The sequence below is a fragment of the Microvirga flocculans ATCC BAA-817 genome (assembly GCF_000518665.1).
In the GTDB taxonomy this organism is placed as follows: Bacteria; Pseudomonadota; Alphaproteobacteria; order Rhizobiales; family Beijerinckiaceae; genus Microvirga; species Microvirga flocculans.
On record NZ_JAEA01000003.1, the window covers coordinates 132440 to 145738 of the forward strand.

General features: G+C 65.9%; 12 protein-coding genes. All 12 read left to right on the top strand.

Annotated features, from left to right (window positions below; genetic code table 11):
* Positions 1-19: 19 nt before the first annotated feature.
* The 12 genes from coxB to L879_RS0105755 all read left to right on the top strand — a co-directional run bounded on the left by coxB (position 20) and on the right by L879_RS0105755 (position 13298).
* Positions 20-877 (top strand): cytochrome c oxidase subunit II, encoded by an 858-nt coding sequence (gene coxB, locus L879_RS0105700; RefSeq protein ID WP_027315258.1) that lies wholly within the window; start codon positions 20-22, stop codon positions 875-877.
* A 27-nt stretch (positions 878-904) separates the two neighbouring features.
* The gene (gene ctaD / locus L879_RS0105705) at positions 905-2524 is read left to right on the top strand and encodes a cytochrome c oxidase subunit I (RefSeq protein ID WP_027315259.1); all 1620 of its coding nucleotides are present in this window, start codon (positions 905-907) and stop codon (positions 2522-2524) included.
* A 133-nt stretch (positions 2525-2657) separates the two neighbouring features.
* Positions 2658-3614, top strand: a complete 957-nt coding sequence (locus tag L879_RS0105710) for a heme o synthase (RefSeq protein WP_027315260.1) — start codon at positions 2658-2660, stop codon at positions 3612-3614.
* A gap of 4 nt (positions 3615-3618) precedes the next feature.
* Entirely contained in the window at positions 3619-3780 is a 162-nt protein-coding gene (locus L879_RS23940; protein WP_027315261.1) for a cytochrome c oxidase system small membrane protein, read from the top strand.
* An 8-nt stretch (positions 3781-3788) separates the two neighbouring features.
* On the top strand, positions 3789-4379 hold the full coding sequence (locus tag L879_RS0105720; RefSeq protein WP_027315262.1) for a cytochrome c oxidase assembly protein: 591 nt from the start codon (positions 3789-3791) through the stop codon (positions 4377-4379).
* 68 nt (positions 4380-4447) lie between these two features.
* Positions 4448-5305, top strand: coding sequence for a cytochrome c oxidase subunit 3 (locus L879_RS0105725; RefSeq protein ID WP_027315263.1), 858 nt, complete (start codon positions 4448-4450; stop codon positions 5303-5305).
* 128 nt (positions 5306-5433) lie between these two features.
* Positions 5434-5805, top strand: coding sequence for a DUF983 domain-containing protein (locus L879_RS0105730; RefSeq protein WP_027315264.1), 372 nt, complete (start codon positions 5434-5436; stop codon positions 5803-5805).
* Positions 5802-6569 (top strand): SURF1 family protein, encoded by a 768-nt coding sequence (locus tag L879_RS0105735; RefSeq protein ID WP_027315265.1) that lies wholly within the window; start codon positions 5802-5804, stop codon positions 6567-6569. The genes L879_RS0105730 and L879_RS0105735 overlap by 4 nt, the downstream gene beginning before the upstream one ends.
* 208 nt (positions 6570-6777) lie before the next feature.
* On the top strand, positions 6778-7311 hold the full coding sequence (locus L879_RS0105740; protein WP_027315266.1) for a GNAT family N-acetyltransferase: 534 nt from the start codon (positions 6778-6780) through the stop codon (positions 7309-7311).
* A gap of 211 nt (positions 7312-7522) precedes the next feature.
* A complete protein-coding gene (gene thrC, locus L879_RS0105745) occupies positions 7523-8938 on the top strand; it encodes a threonine synthase (protein WP_027315267.1) in 1416 nt (471 codons plus the stop codon).
* Complete coding sequence (locus L879_RS0105750; RefSeq protein ID WP_027315268.1) at positions 8935-10218, top strand: M16 family metallopeptidase; 1284 nt, start codon at positions 8935-8937, stop codon at positions 10216-10218. Before thrC ends, L879_RS0105750 begins: the two co-directional genes overlap by 4 nt.
* A gap of 200 nt (positions 10219-10418) precedes the next feature.
* A complete protein-coding gene (locus L879_RS0105755) occupies positions 10419-13298 on the top strand; it encodes an EAL domain-containing protein (protein WP_027315269.1) in 2880 nt (959 codons plus the stop codon).
* Position 13299 lies beyond the last annotated feature (1 nt).

Genomic DNA, 13299 nt, shown 5'->3' on the forward strand with positions numbered 1-13299 from the left:
TAGGAGCTTTGGAACGCCGATGCGGATCGAGAATGAACGTCGATCGGTGACCGCCCTCTCCACGGCAGCGGTCGCACTTGTGTTGGGCATAAGTGAGGCGTGGGCCGGTGTCGGTCAGCCCTCCCCCTGGGAAACCGGCATGCAGGAAATGGTGACCGAGTTGGCCCATGGCGTGTCCAACTTCCACACCTATCTCGTCTGGCTGATCACCGGCATCTGCCTTTTCGTGCTGGCCCTGCTCCTGGTGGTCGTCGCCCGCTTCAACGAGAAGAAGAACCCGGTCCCCTCCAAGACCACCCACCACACCCTCCTCGAGGTCGCCTGGACCATCATCCCGGTCCTGATCCTCGTGGCGATCGCGATCCCCTCCTTCCGCCTCCTGCGCCAGCAGCTCGTGCCGCCGCAGGCCGACCTGGTGGTGAAGGTGACCGGCTATTCCTGGTATTGGGGCTACGAGTACCCGGCCGACCAAAACGGCGGCTTCAAGTTCGATTCGAACATGATCACCGAAGCCAAGGACCGGAAGCCCGACCAGCCGCGCCTGCTGGGCGTGGACAACGCGATGGTCGTTCCGGTAGGCAAGACCGTCCTGGTCCAGGTGACCTCCGCCGACGTCATCCACTCCTTCGCGGTTCCCTCCTTCGCGGTGAAGATCGATGCCATTCCCGGCCGCCTGAACGAGTACTGGTTCAAGGCCGACAGGGAGGGCGTGTATTACGGTCAGTGCTCCGAGCTCTGCGGCAACGGCCACCCCTACATGCCCATCGAAATCCGCGTCGTGAGCGAGCAGCAATATGCCGCTTGGCTGACCGAGGCGAAGAAGCGTTATGCTTCCACCGAGGGCTCGGCCCCGCTCAAGCTCGCGACCGCTCAGTAATCTGGACAAGGCCACAGAGGTCTCATCATGGCACATGCAGCTGATGCCGCTCACGCGGATCACCACGATCACCTTCCGAGCTTCTGGCGCCGGTGGTTCTACTCCACGAACCACAAGGATATCGGAACGCTCTACCTCATCTTCGGCTTCACGGCGGGCATCGTCGGCGGCCTGCTCTCCATCGGGATGCGTCTCGAACTCCAGGAGCCGGGCCTCCAGTTCTTCTCGAATCCGCAGGCCTTCAACGTCTTCGTGACCGGCCACGGCCTCATCATGGTGTTCTTCATGGTGATGCCCACCCTGATCGGCGGCTTCGGCAACTGGTTCATCCCGATCATGATCGGCGCGCCGGACATGGCCTTCCCGCGGATGAACAACATCTCGTTCTGGCTTACCGTTTCGGCCTTCGCCCTGATGCTCTGCTCGCTCTTCGTCGAGGGCGCTCCGGGCTCGCTCGGCTTCGGCGGCGGCTGGACCGTCTATCCGCCGCTCTCGACCGCGGGCCATCCCGGCCCGGCGCTCGACTTCGGCATCCTGGCCCTGCACCTCGCCGGCGCGGCCTCGATCCTCGGCGCGATCAACTTCATCACGACGATCCTGAACATGCGCGCTCCCGGCATGACGCTGCACAAGATGCCGCTCTTCGCCTGGGCGATGCTCGTCACCGCGTTCCTGCTGCTCCTGTCGCTGCCGGTTCTCGCGGGCGCGATCACGATGCTGCTGACGGACCGTAACTTCGGCACGACCTTCTTCGATCCGTCGGGCGGCGGCGACCCGGTGCTCTATCAGCACCTGTTCTGGTTCTTCGGCCACCCCGAAGTGTACATCATGATCCTGCCGGCCTTCGGCATCGTGTCCCACATCATCTCCACCTTCTCCCGGAAGCCGATCTTCGGCTATCTCGGCATGGCCTACGCCATGGTGGCGATCGGCGTGGTCGGCTTCATCGTGTGGGCGCACCACATGTACACGGTCGGCCTCTCGCTCCAGACCCAGGCCTATTTCGTGTTCGCCACGATGGTGATCGCGGTTCCCACCGGCGTGAAGATCTTCTCGTGGATCGCCACCATGTGGGGCGGCTCCATCCGCTTCACGGCAGCCATGCAATGGGCGGTGGGCTTCGTGTTCCTGTTCACGGTCGGCGGCGTCACCGGCGTCGTGCTCGCGAACGCTCCCGTCGACCGCTACATGCACGACACCTACTACGTGGTGGCCCACTTCCACTACGTGCTGTCGCTCGGCGCGGTCTTCGTGATCTTCGCGGCCATGTACTACTGGTTCCCGAAGATCACCGGCTACGTGATGCCCGAATGGATCGGCAAGCTGCACTTCTGGGTCGCCTTCATCGGCTCCAACGTGCTGTTCTTCCCGATGCACTTCCTCGGCCTCTCCGGCATGCCGCGCCGCTACGCGGATTATCCGGATGCCTTCGCGGGCTGGAACTACGTGTCGTCGATCGGCGCCTACATCTTCTTCGCCGGCCTCTTCATCTTCATCTTCGGCGTGATCTACTCCTTCGTCCGCAAGGAGAAGGCTGCCGGCAACCCGTGGGGCGAAGGTGCAACGACGCTGGAATGGACCCTGTCCTCTCCGCCTCCGTTCCACCAGTTCGAGACGCTCCCCCGCGTGGTCGATACGGGTCACTAAGAAACGATCGAGTGGGCGGCCCCGCGCCGCCCGCTCCTCCCCAGAGGGCTTGGACCCACAAGCCTTCCGGCGAGGAGCCGACAATTCCCGAGGCCTTTTCGGCCTTGTCCCGGCATTCGGAAGATCATTTGTTATGAGCACCATGTCGAACAGTTTGACCGAAACCCGAGCCGAAAGCCTTGCCACCGCAGGCCTTTCGCAGGGCGACGTGTCCGACTTCTTCGCCCTGCTGAAGCCGCGCGTGATGTTCCTCGTGGTCTTCACGGCCCTGGTCGGCATGGTCGTGAGCCATCCCACCGTTCATCCGATCCTGGCCTTCGTGTCGCTCCTGATGATCGCCGTCGGCGGCGGGGCCTCGGGCTGCCTCAACATGTGGTGGGACGCGGATATCGACGCGGTCATGACCCGCACCCGCAAGCGCCCGATCCCGGCCGGGAAGATCCAGCCCGGCGAGGCCCTGGCTTTCGGCGTGACGCTCTCCGTCGGCTCCGTGATCATCCTCGGGCTCGCCAGCAACTGGCTGGCCGCGAGCCTTCTCGCCTTCACAATCTTCTTCTACGTGGTCGTCTATTCCATGTGGCTGAAGCGTTCGACGCCGCAGAACATCGTCATCGGCGGCGCGGCGGGCGCCCTCCCTCCGATCGTGGCGCAGGCGGCCGTCACGGGCCACGTGTCCTGGGACAGCATCGTCCTCTTCGCGATCATCTTCATGTGGACCCCGCCCCATTTCTGGGCCCTGGCCCTCGTGAAATCCGGCGATTACGAGCGCGCGGGCGTCCCGATGATGCCGAACGTGGCGGGCCCCGATTCCACCCGTTTCCAGATCCTGGCCTACACGGTTCTCCTGGCGCCGCTCGGCCTGGCCCCTGTGGCCCTCGGCTTCGGCGGACTGGCCTATGCCATCGTCGCCCTCGTCGGCGGCCTGGGAATGCTCGCGCTGGCCGTCCAGGTCTACCGCCTGCGGCAGGGGGAGCCTGCCATGCGGGTGGCCCAGCAGCTCTTCGGGTTCTCGATCCTCTACCTCTTCCTGCTCTTCGCGACCCTTCTCGCGGAGCATGGATTCGGCCTCTTCCGGCCCGTGTTCGGGTGATCCGATGACCGACCGCAAAGCCCCCCAGAGCCTGACTCCCGAAGAACAGAAGCGCCGCCGCAAGCGGTCGCTCGCCCTGGCGCTGACCCTCGGCGCCCTCGTGCTAATCTTCTACGTGGTCACCATCGCGAAGCTCGGACCCGGTGTCCTGAAGCGTCCCATGTGAGGCTGACAATGGCTGAAACCTCCCAGCATCGGCGCAAGATGAACCGCACGGCCCTCGCCTGCGCCGGCATCGTCGTGGGCATGGTCGGTCTCGCCTATGCCTCCGTGCCGCTCTACGACCTCTTTTGCAAGGTCACCGGCTTCGGCGGCACGCCGATCGCCCGCGACAGCAATGGCTCGGAGATCCTGAACCGGACGATCACCGTCCGCTTCGACTCAAACGTTTCTCCCAGCCTGAACTGGCGCTTCGCGCCCGAGACTCCCGAGGTCAAGGTGAAGCTCGGGGAGACGACGACGGTCCATTACAAGGTGACCAACAAGAGCGACAAGCCGACCACCGGCATCGCCACCTACAACGTGCAGCCCGATCTCGCTGGCACCTATTTTTCCAAGCTCGAATGCTTCTGCTTCACCGAGCAGACCCTGCAGCCGGGCGAAACCCTGGAATCGGCGGTTGTGTTCTACGTCGACCCCCGTCTGGCGGAAGATCCCGACGTGAAGCACCTGACCTCCATCACGCTTTCCTACACCTACTTCCCCTCCAAGGGGGGGCAGCCGGTGGCGGAGGCGACATCATCCACCAAACCCATCGCTCAATAAGGGACGTGACAAGCTGGACAGAAACGTCTTAAAGCGAGTTCACATTCGAGGCACGGAGACGACACGAAATGGCCGAGGCCCACGCCAAGAACCACGATTACCACATCCTTGAACCGAGCCCGTGGCCGCTCATCGGCTCGCTCAGCGCCTTCCTGATGGCCTCCGGGTTCGTCACCTGGTGGAAGGACATCTCCATCGCGGGGATGCATATCGGCGTCTACATCTTCGGCGCAGGCATCATCGGCGTGCTCTACACCATGCTCAGCTGGTGGACGGACGTGGTGCGCGAGGCCAATACCGGCTCCCACACCCGCGTGGTCCAGCTTCACCACCGCTACGGCATGATCATGTTCATCGCCTCCGAGGTGATGTTCTTCGCCGCCTGGTTCTGGGCCTATTTCGACGCGGCCCTCTATGCCGGCGACCCGCAGCTCTATGCGCGCGTCGAGGCGCTCGGCGGCGTCTGGCCCCCGAAGGGCATCGAGACCTTCGACCCCTGGCACCTGCCGCTGCTCAACACCCTGATCCTGCTGACCTCGGGCACCACGGTCACCTGGGCGCACCATGCGCTCCTGGAGAACGACCGCCAGGGCCTCAAGGCCGGCCTGTGGCTCACGGTGATCCTGGGCATCGTGTTCAGCTTCGTGCAGGCCTACGAGTACAGCCACGCCGCTTTCGGCTTCAAGGGCAACATCTACGGCGCCACCTTCTTCATGGCGACGGGCTTCCACGGCTTCCACGTGATCATCGGCACGATCTTCCTGGCCGTCTGCCTGCTGCGCGCCTATCGCGGCGACTTCACGCCCCAGCAGCATCTCGGCTTCGAGTTTGCCGCCTGGTACTGGCACTTCGTGGACGTGGTGTGGCTCTTCCTCTTCGCCTCCATCTACGTGTGGGGCTACGGCGGAGGCGGCGTCGGTCACTGACCGCCCACCACATGCATTCTCGGCAAGGGCGGCTCCCAAAAGCCGCCCTTCGCATTTGGGCCTTCCGACCCCATGTGACGTCCATGGGACGGGCAGCCCTTCCCGGCCCATCACTTCGGAGAACAGCCTTGGCCCACGATCCTTCCGCCCCCTCCCCCGTCACGACCGGCCTCAAGGGCCTGTGTCCCCGTTGCGGCAAGGGGCATCTGTTCCAGGGCTACCTGAAGGTCCAGCCGAAATGCGAGGTCTGCGGCCTCGACCTGGCCTTTGCCGATACCGGTGACGGCCCCGCCTTCTTCGTCATGTCCATCGTCGGCATCGTGGTCGTGGGCCTCGCCCTGTGGGCCGAGTTCGCCTTCGAACCGCCGATCTGGCTGCACATCGTCCTATGGACGACCCTGAGCATCGTCCTGAGCCTCGCCATGGTGCGGCCGCTCAAGGGGGTTCTGGTGAACCTGCAATACCACCACAAGGCCGAGGAAGGGCGTTTCGAGAAGTGACCGCCGCCGCGTCGAGCAGGGGACGCTCCCTCGTCCTCCCGGGCCTCGCGACGCTGGTGGCGCTCGCCATCCTCCTCGGGCTCGGCACCTGGCAACTCCAGCGCAAGGCCTGGAAGGAGGACCTGATCGCCCAGATCGAGGCCCGCGCCTATGGCGAGCCCGGAGCCCTCGTGCCGGAAGCGGAATGGCCGTCCTGGCGGGCGGACCGGGACGAGTTCCGCAAGGTCCGGGTGACCGGCACCTTCCTGCATCCCTTCGAGGCCCCGGTCTACGGCCTCGCCCAAGGCGAAAGGCAGGGCGCACCGATCCAGGGCTATTACCTGATCACGCCGCTCAAGCTCGCGACGGGCGCCATCGTGATGGTCAACCGGGGATTCGTGCCGGCCGACCTGCGCGATCCGGCGCGCCGGACCGATAGCCAGCCCTCGGGCGAGGTGACGGTCACCGGCCTCGTGCGCGCGCCGGAAACCCGCAATCCCTTCACGCCGAACGACGACCCCGCCCGCAACCAATGGTTCGCCCGCGACCCTCGAGGGATCGCCGCGGCCCATGGCCTGGAGCGCGTCGCCCCGTTCCTGATCGATGCCGATGCGAGCCCCAACCCGGGCGGCTGGCCGCGCGTGGGCCAGACCCCGCTCACCCTGCCGAACAACCACCTGCAATACGCGCTGACCTGGTTCGGCATCGCGCTCACGCTCGTCGGCGTGTTCGCGGCATTCGCATGGAAGCGGCTGAAAGAGGCCGATTCAACCGCGCTGAAATAGGACGTTTGTCATTTCATCCGGGCGCGGCTATTCTGCGCCCATGTTCACGCTTCTTACGACCGTAACCCATCTCACGATGCGCCTGGCAGGGCGCACGGGAGAGGCTTTGCGCGTCTGATCGGCGTCGAGCATTTCCCGAAAGCCCTGCGGAGACGAGCAGGGCTTGAAACGGTTCGGTTCGCCTCCGCCTCTTCCAGAAGAGAGCGACATGAACCCAGAACCGGACATCCATCCTCCCAGCCCCATCGCGGCCGACGGCATCGTCATCCGCGCCGCCCGGCCTTCCGATTATGAAGGCATTGCTGCCTTGGGGAGCCTGCCCCGCCTCCGCTGGGGGACTTTGCGACTGCCCTATCAATCCCCCGAGGCGACGAAGAAATGGCTGGAAAGCCAAACTCCGAACAATCTCAGCCTCGTGGTCGAAAAGGACGGCGTCATCATCGGCAGCGGCGGCTTCGAGCGTTATCAGGGCCGGCGAAACCATGTGGCCTCTCTCGGCATGGGCCTGCACGACGATTATCACGGCCGGGGAATCGGCGCGCGTCTTTTGCGGGAAATCCTCGATACCGCCGACAACTGGTTCAACCTCAGGCGGATGGAGCTGACGGTCTACGTGGACAACGCGCCCGCCATCGCTCTCTACAAGCGCCATGGCTTCGCAATCGAGGGCACCCACCGGGACTTCGCCTTCCGGGACGGCTCCTTCGTCGATGCCCATACCATGGCCCGGTTGAAACCGTGACCGCCAAGGCCGGTTGCGGCTTGCCGCGACCGGCCGCTGCCCCTAAAGCAACGGCCCCGAAGCGGATTTGCGCATTCGCGTTCGATCCGGTGCCTCTTTCTCGGACGAGCGCACCGTATCGAGCGGAAACGAAGGGTCGCGTCAGCGAAAAGCGGGTCCACTTTTCCGCACGATGCGCTAATGTCCGGCCGAATTTTCCAGGAGATCCACCGTGCTCCACGTTTCGACCCGGGGGGAAGCCCCCGCGCTCGGTTTCGCCGATGCCCTGCTGACCGGCCTCGCCCGGGACGGCGGCCTCTACCTGCCCGCAAGCTGGCCGGTCCTTGGGGCGGAGACGATCCGCGACTTCTCCGGCAAGCCCTATGCCGAGGTTGCGAAAGCCGTGCTCGGACCGCTGGTGGACGGCGACATTCCTGAAGGCCCGCTCGGTCGGATGATCGACGAGGCCTATGCCTCCTTCCGCCACGCGGCGGTCTGCCCGCTGACCCAGATCGCCGACAACCTCTTCGTGCTCGAGCTGTTCCACGGCCCGACCCTCGCCTTCAAGGACGTGGCGATGCAGCTGCTGGGGCGGCTCATGGACCACGTGCTGAAGGAGCGCGGGGCGCGGGCCACCATCGTGGGCGCTACCTCGGGCGATACGGGCAGCGCTGCGGTGGAGGCCTTCAAGGGCCTCGACCAGGTCGACATCTTCATCCTCTACCCGCATGGCCGCGTGTCGGACGTGCAGCGGCGGCAGATGACGACGGTAGCCTCGCCCAACGTTCACGCGCTGGCGGTCGAGGGCACCTTCGACGATTGCCAGACCATGGTGAAGGGCATGTTCAACCATGCCCGCTTCCGCGACGAGCTCCAGCTCTCGGGCGTGAACTCCATCAACTGGGCCCGCGTGGCGGCGCAGGCGGTCTATTACTTCACCGCCGCCGTGTCCCTCGGCGCGCCCTACCGGCCCGTGTCATTCTCGGTGCCCACCGGCAATTTCGGCGACATCCTCGCCGGATGGGTGGCCAAGCGCATGGGACTGCCCGTCGAGCGGCTGATGATCGGCACCAACGCCAACGACATCCTGGCCCGCACGCTCGCCTCCGGCACCTACGAGATCCGCGGCGTGGAGCCCACGACCTCCCCGTCCATGGACATCCAGATCTCGTCGAATTTCGAGCGCCTGCTGTTCGAGGCCTATGGCCGCGACGGCGAGGCCGTCCGCCGCCTCATGGCGAGCCTTGGCCAGTCACGCTCCTTCACCATCGCGCCGGAGCCGCTCGCGCGCATCCGCGCTGAGTTTGTGGCCAAAGCCGTGAGCGAGGCGGACGTGGCCGCCGAAATGGCCGAAACCTATCGCGCCACCGGCTATGTTCTCGATCCGCACAGCGCCGTCGCCACCCGCGCCGGCCGCGCCCAGCTGAAGGCCGATCCGCGCGTTCCCGTCGTCGCCCTGTCCACCGCGCATCCGGCGAAGTTCCCGGACGCGGTCGAGCGCGCGACCGGCGTGCGGCCCGCACTTCCGCCGCACATGGCTGATCTGATGGAGCGCAAGGAGAGCTTCACCGTTCTCCCCAACGACCAGGCTGCCGTGGAGCGCTTCATCCGCGAGCGCGCGCGGGCGGTCAAAGGCGCGGCTGCATGAACCAGCATTTCGTCCGCGAAAAGCGGATCGACATCACGACCCTGTCCAACGGCCTGATGGTCGCCACCGAGCGCATGCCCGAGATCGCCACGGCGACGCTCGGCGTCTGGGTCGGCACCGGCTCGCGCCACGAACAACCTCATGAGCACGGCCTGTCGCATCTCATCGAGCACATGGCCTTCAAGGGCACGTCGCGCCGCTCCGCCCGACAGATCGCCGAGGACATCGAGAACGTGGGCGGCGACATCAACGCCGCGACCAGCGTCGAATATACGAGCTACACGGCCCGCGTTCTCGGCGAGAACGTGGACGTCGCCCTCGACGTCTTGGGCGACATCCTCATCCATTCGGTGTTCGATGCGGGCGAACTCGCCCGCGAGAAGGGCGTGATCCTGCAGGAATACGCCGCCGTCGAGGATACCCCCGACGATCTCATCTACGACGCCTTCATGGAAACGGCCTTCGCGGGCCAGGCGGTCGGGCGCCCGATCCTCGGCACGCCGGAGACGATCCGGAGCTTCGACGAGGCGACGATCCGCGCCTTCCTGGCGCGGGAGTACATTCCGGGCAAGATGGTCCTGGCCGCAGCGGGCGACGTGGACCACGCGCGCATCGTCGACATGGCCGAACGCCTGTTCGGCACGATGCCCGCGGCCGAGGCCCGCAAGCCGGAGACGGGGAGCTATACCGGCGGCGAGCGGCGGCTTCCCCGCAAGCTCGAACAGGCCAGTCTGGTGCTGGGCCTGCAGGGGCTTTCCTTCAAGGACCCCGACTATTACGCGACCCATCTCTTCGCGCACATGCTCGGCGGCGGCCTGACGTCCCGGCTCTGGCACGAGGTGCGCGAGACGCGCGGCCTCGCCTATTCCATCGACTCGTTCCACTGGCCCTTCTCCGATTGCGGCCTGTTCGGAATCGGCGCGGGAACGGCAGGCTCGGACGTGCGCGAACTCATGGAGGTGACGCTCGCCTGCATGGTCCAGGCCACCCAGGACATCAGCGAGGTCGAGCTCATGCGCGCCAAGGCGCAGATGAAGGTCGCCCTTCTCACGGCCCTGGAGACGCCGGGCGGGCGCATCGAGCGGGTGGCGCGCCAGCTCCTGTCCTGGGGCCGCCTGATCTCCAGCGAGGAGATCGTGCGCAAGGTCGACGCCCTGGACGTGGACCGTGTCCGCGAGGCGGGACGACGCCTGCTGCAGGGAACGCCTACCCTGGCGGCCATCGGCCCCATCAAGGATCTGCCGTCCCTGGAATCCATCGCCCTGGGCCTGCGCGGCTGAGCCTTTCCGTCGCACATGCCCCAACGGCAGGCTCGTTTTTCCTCAATCCCGCCGCAAACGGGTCCCATGGCCTGTGGTTAACAATAACGAACGAGTCTTGCGGACAAGTGGGGGCCTGACCGGGCTTCAGCTTGCCCTCAAGGCTCCTGACCGGTACCTATCCAGCTCCCTTGTCTAGTACCGGACGAAAGACCGAAGCATTGCGGATCGTATCTTTCGCCATAACCCTTCTCTTGGCGACATTCCTGGGGCTCGCCTGGCCGGCGAACGGCTGGGCCGTGGAGTCCGTTCGCGTCGACCCCAAGATGAAGGCCATCGACCTCACCCCGGCCATCGAGCACTACAATTCCGATGGGGACGAGATCCGGATCTCGACCGCGCCCGGACGCGACGGCATCGTCCGCCGCATCGCGGTGAAGGCGCGCGAGGCCGGCACCCGGCCGGACTGGATGGTCTTCGCGCTCACCAACGACACCGACGAGCAGATCGAGCGCCTTCTGGTCGCCCCGCATTTCCGGCTCACCGGCTCGGGCGTCCTCTGGCCCGATCTCGGCGCGACCCGCATCGCGGCGATCACCGCGAGCCAGGGCATCAGGCCCGAGCGTGACGACAGCGAGGATGCGGACATCTTCCTCATCACCCTCGATCCGGGCACGACCGTGACCTTCGTGGCGGAGCTGCGCACCGACAACCTTCCCCAGCTCCATCTGTGGGATGCGGATGCCTACAAGGACCGGGTGAACGGCCTGACCCTCTACAAGGGCATCATCATCGGCATCGCGGGGCTCCTGGCCCTGTTCCTCACCATCGTCTTCGTGGTGAAGGGCGCCCTGATCTTCCCGGCGGCGGCGGCGCTGGCCTGGGCGGTGCTGGCCTATGCCTGCATCGATTTCGGCTTCTTCCAGCGCGTCTTCCCCATCACGGAAACGACCGAGCAGGTCTACCGCGCCGGTGCGGAGGCGGTGCTCGCGGCCACGCTTCTCGTCTTCCTCTTCGCCTATCTCAACCTGAACCGCTGGCACGTGCGCTACAGCCACGTGACGGGATTCTGGCTCCTGTTCCTCGGTGGGCTGGTGGCGCTCGCCATCGTCGACCCACCGGTGGCCTCGGGCGTCGCCCGCATGTCGATCGCGGCGGTGGCCGGGATCGGCTTCGTGCTCGTGATCCATCTGGCGACCCACGGCTACGACCGCGCCGTGATGCTCGTCCCGACCTGGCTGCTCCTCGTCGCCTGGGTGACGGCGGCGAGCTTCACGGTGGTGGGACAGCTCACCTCGGACCTCGTGCCCCCCGCCCTCGTGGGCGGCCTCGTCCTGGTGGTCATGCTCATCGGCTTCACGGTGATGCAGCACGCCTTCGCCGGCGGCGCCTTCGCGCGCGGCTTCGTGAACGACACCGAGCGCCGGGCCCTCGCCCTGACCGGCGCCGGAGACATCGTGTTCGACTGGGACGTGGTCTCCGACAACATCTTCGTGAGCCCCGAGGTCGAGCAGCAGCTCGGGCTCAAGCGCGGCTCGCTGGAAGGCCCGGCCTCCGCCTGGCTCGACCTGATCCACCCCTTCGACAAGGACCGCTACCGGCTGGGCCTCGATGCGGTCATCGAGCAGCGCCGGGGCCGCCTGACCCAGGATTTCCGCCTGCGCTCGTCTTCCGGCGCGCATCACTGGTTCCGCCTGAAGGCGCGTCCTGTGATCGGCTCCGACGGCGAGGTGCTGCGCATCGTCGGCACGCTCGCGGACGTGATGGACACCAAGACCGCCGAGGAGCGCCTGCTCCACGACGCGGTGCACGACAACCTGACGAGCCTGCCGAACCGGCAGCTCTTCTACGACAGGCTGGAAGCGGCCCTCACCTTCGCCGGACAGGACGACTCGCTGCGCCCCACCGTGCTCGTCATCGACATCGACAAGCTCAAGGAGATCAACGCCACGGCGGGCTACGCCGCCGGAGACTCGATGCTGCTGACCCTTTCCCGCCGCCTGAGCCGCCTGCTCAAGCCGCAGGACACCCTGTCGCGCATCTCGGGCGACGAATTCGCGATCATCCTGCTCTCCGAGCGGGAGCCAGACCGGATCATTTCCTTCGCCGACATGGTGCGGCGCGTGGTCACGACGCCCTACACCTATGCGGAGCGCGAGTTCTTCCTCACCGCCTCCATCGGCATCGCCCTGTACGATCCGCAGATCGCGGCGCGGCGCGAGGAGGTGCTGCGCAATGCCGAAATCGCCATGGCCCATGCGCGCCGTCACGGCGGCGACCGGATCGAGGTCTTCCGCCCCACCATGCGCTCGGACCGCAGCGACCATTTCACGATGGAGACCGACCTTCGTCATGCGGTCGACCGCGGCGAGATGAAGGTCCTGTTCAAGCCCATCGTGCGCCTGGAGGACCGGACCATCGCGGGATTCGAGTCCATGCTGCGCTGGGATCATCCCCGGCTCGGCCGCATCGGCCCGGAGGATTTCATGTCCATCGCCGAGGGAACGGGCCTCATCGTCAAGCTGAGCGTGTTCCTGCTCGAGCAGACTGGACGGGAACTCTCCGCCTGGCAGAACGCGCTCGAGGTCGATCCGCCGATCTTCGCCAGCGTGAACATGTCGAGCCACCACCTGCTGCGGCACGACCTGCTGCAGGACGTGAAGGCGGTCATCGCCCGCACCGGGGTCATTCCCGGCTCGCTCAAGATCGAGATGACCGAAAGTCTCGTGATGGAGAATCCGGAATATTCCGCCCAGATGCTCACGCGCCTGAGGGATCTGGGCGCGGGCCTATCGCTCGACGATTTCGGAACGGGCTATTCCGCCCTCTCCTACCTGCTGCGCTTCCCCTTCGATACGATCAAGGTGGACGAGTCCTTCGTGCGCCAGATGGCGGCCGGCAAGCCGGTGATCCTGCGCTCCATCGTCAAGATGGCGCACGAACTTGGCATGGAGATCGTGGCGGAGGGCGTCGAGAGCGAATCCGAGGCGATCGAGCTCTACCAGCTCGGCTGCGAATATGCGCAGGGGCCCGTCTTCGGCGAGCCGATGTCGACGCTCCAGGCACGGCAGCTCGTCGGCGCCTCCCCGGTCGCCGCCTGAT

What these genes read in the sequence shown, in the direction of transcription:
- coxB (WP_027315258.1), top strand. Translation starts at nt 20, where the DNA reads ATGCGGATCGAGAATGAACGTCGATCGGTGACCGCCCTCTCCACGGCA.
- ctaD (WP_027315259.1), top strand. Translation starts at nt 905, where the DNA reads ATGGCACATGCAGCTGATGCCGCTCACGCGGATCACCACGATCACCTT.
- L879_RS0105710 (WP_027315260.1), top strand. Translation starts at nt 2,658, where the DNA reads ATGAGCACCATGTCGAACAGTTTGACCGAAACCCGAGCCGAAAGCCTT.
- L879_RS23940 (WP_027315261.1), top strand. Translation starts at nt 3,619, where the DNA reads ATGACCGACCGCAAAGCCCCCCAGAGCCTGACTCCCGAAGAACAGAAG.
- L879_RS0105720 (WP_027315262.1), top strand. Translation starts at nt 3,789, where the DNA reads ATGGCTGAAACCTCCCAGCATCGGCGCAAGATGAACCGCACGGCCCTC.
- L879_RS0105725 (WP_027315263.1), top strand. Translation starts at nt 4,448, where the DNA reads ATGGCCGAGGCCCACGCCAAGAACCACGATTACCACATCCTTGAACCG.
- L879_RS0105740 (WP_027315266.1), top strand. Translation starts at nt 6,778, where the DNA reads ATGAACCCAGAACCGGACATCCATCCTCCCAGCCCCATCGCGGCCGAC.
- L879_RS0105750 (WP_027315268.1), top strand. Translation starts at nt 8,935, where the DNA reads ATGAACCAGCATTTCGTCCGCGAAAAGCGGATCGACATCACGACCCTG.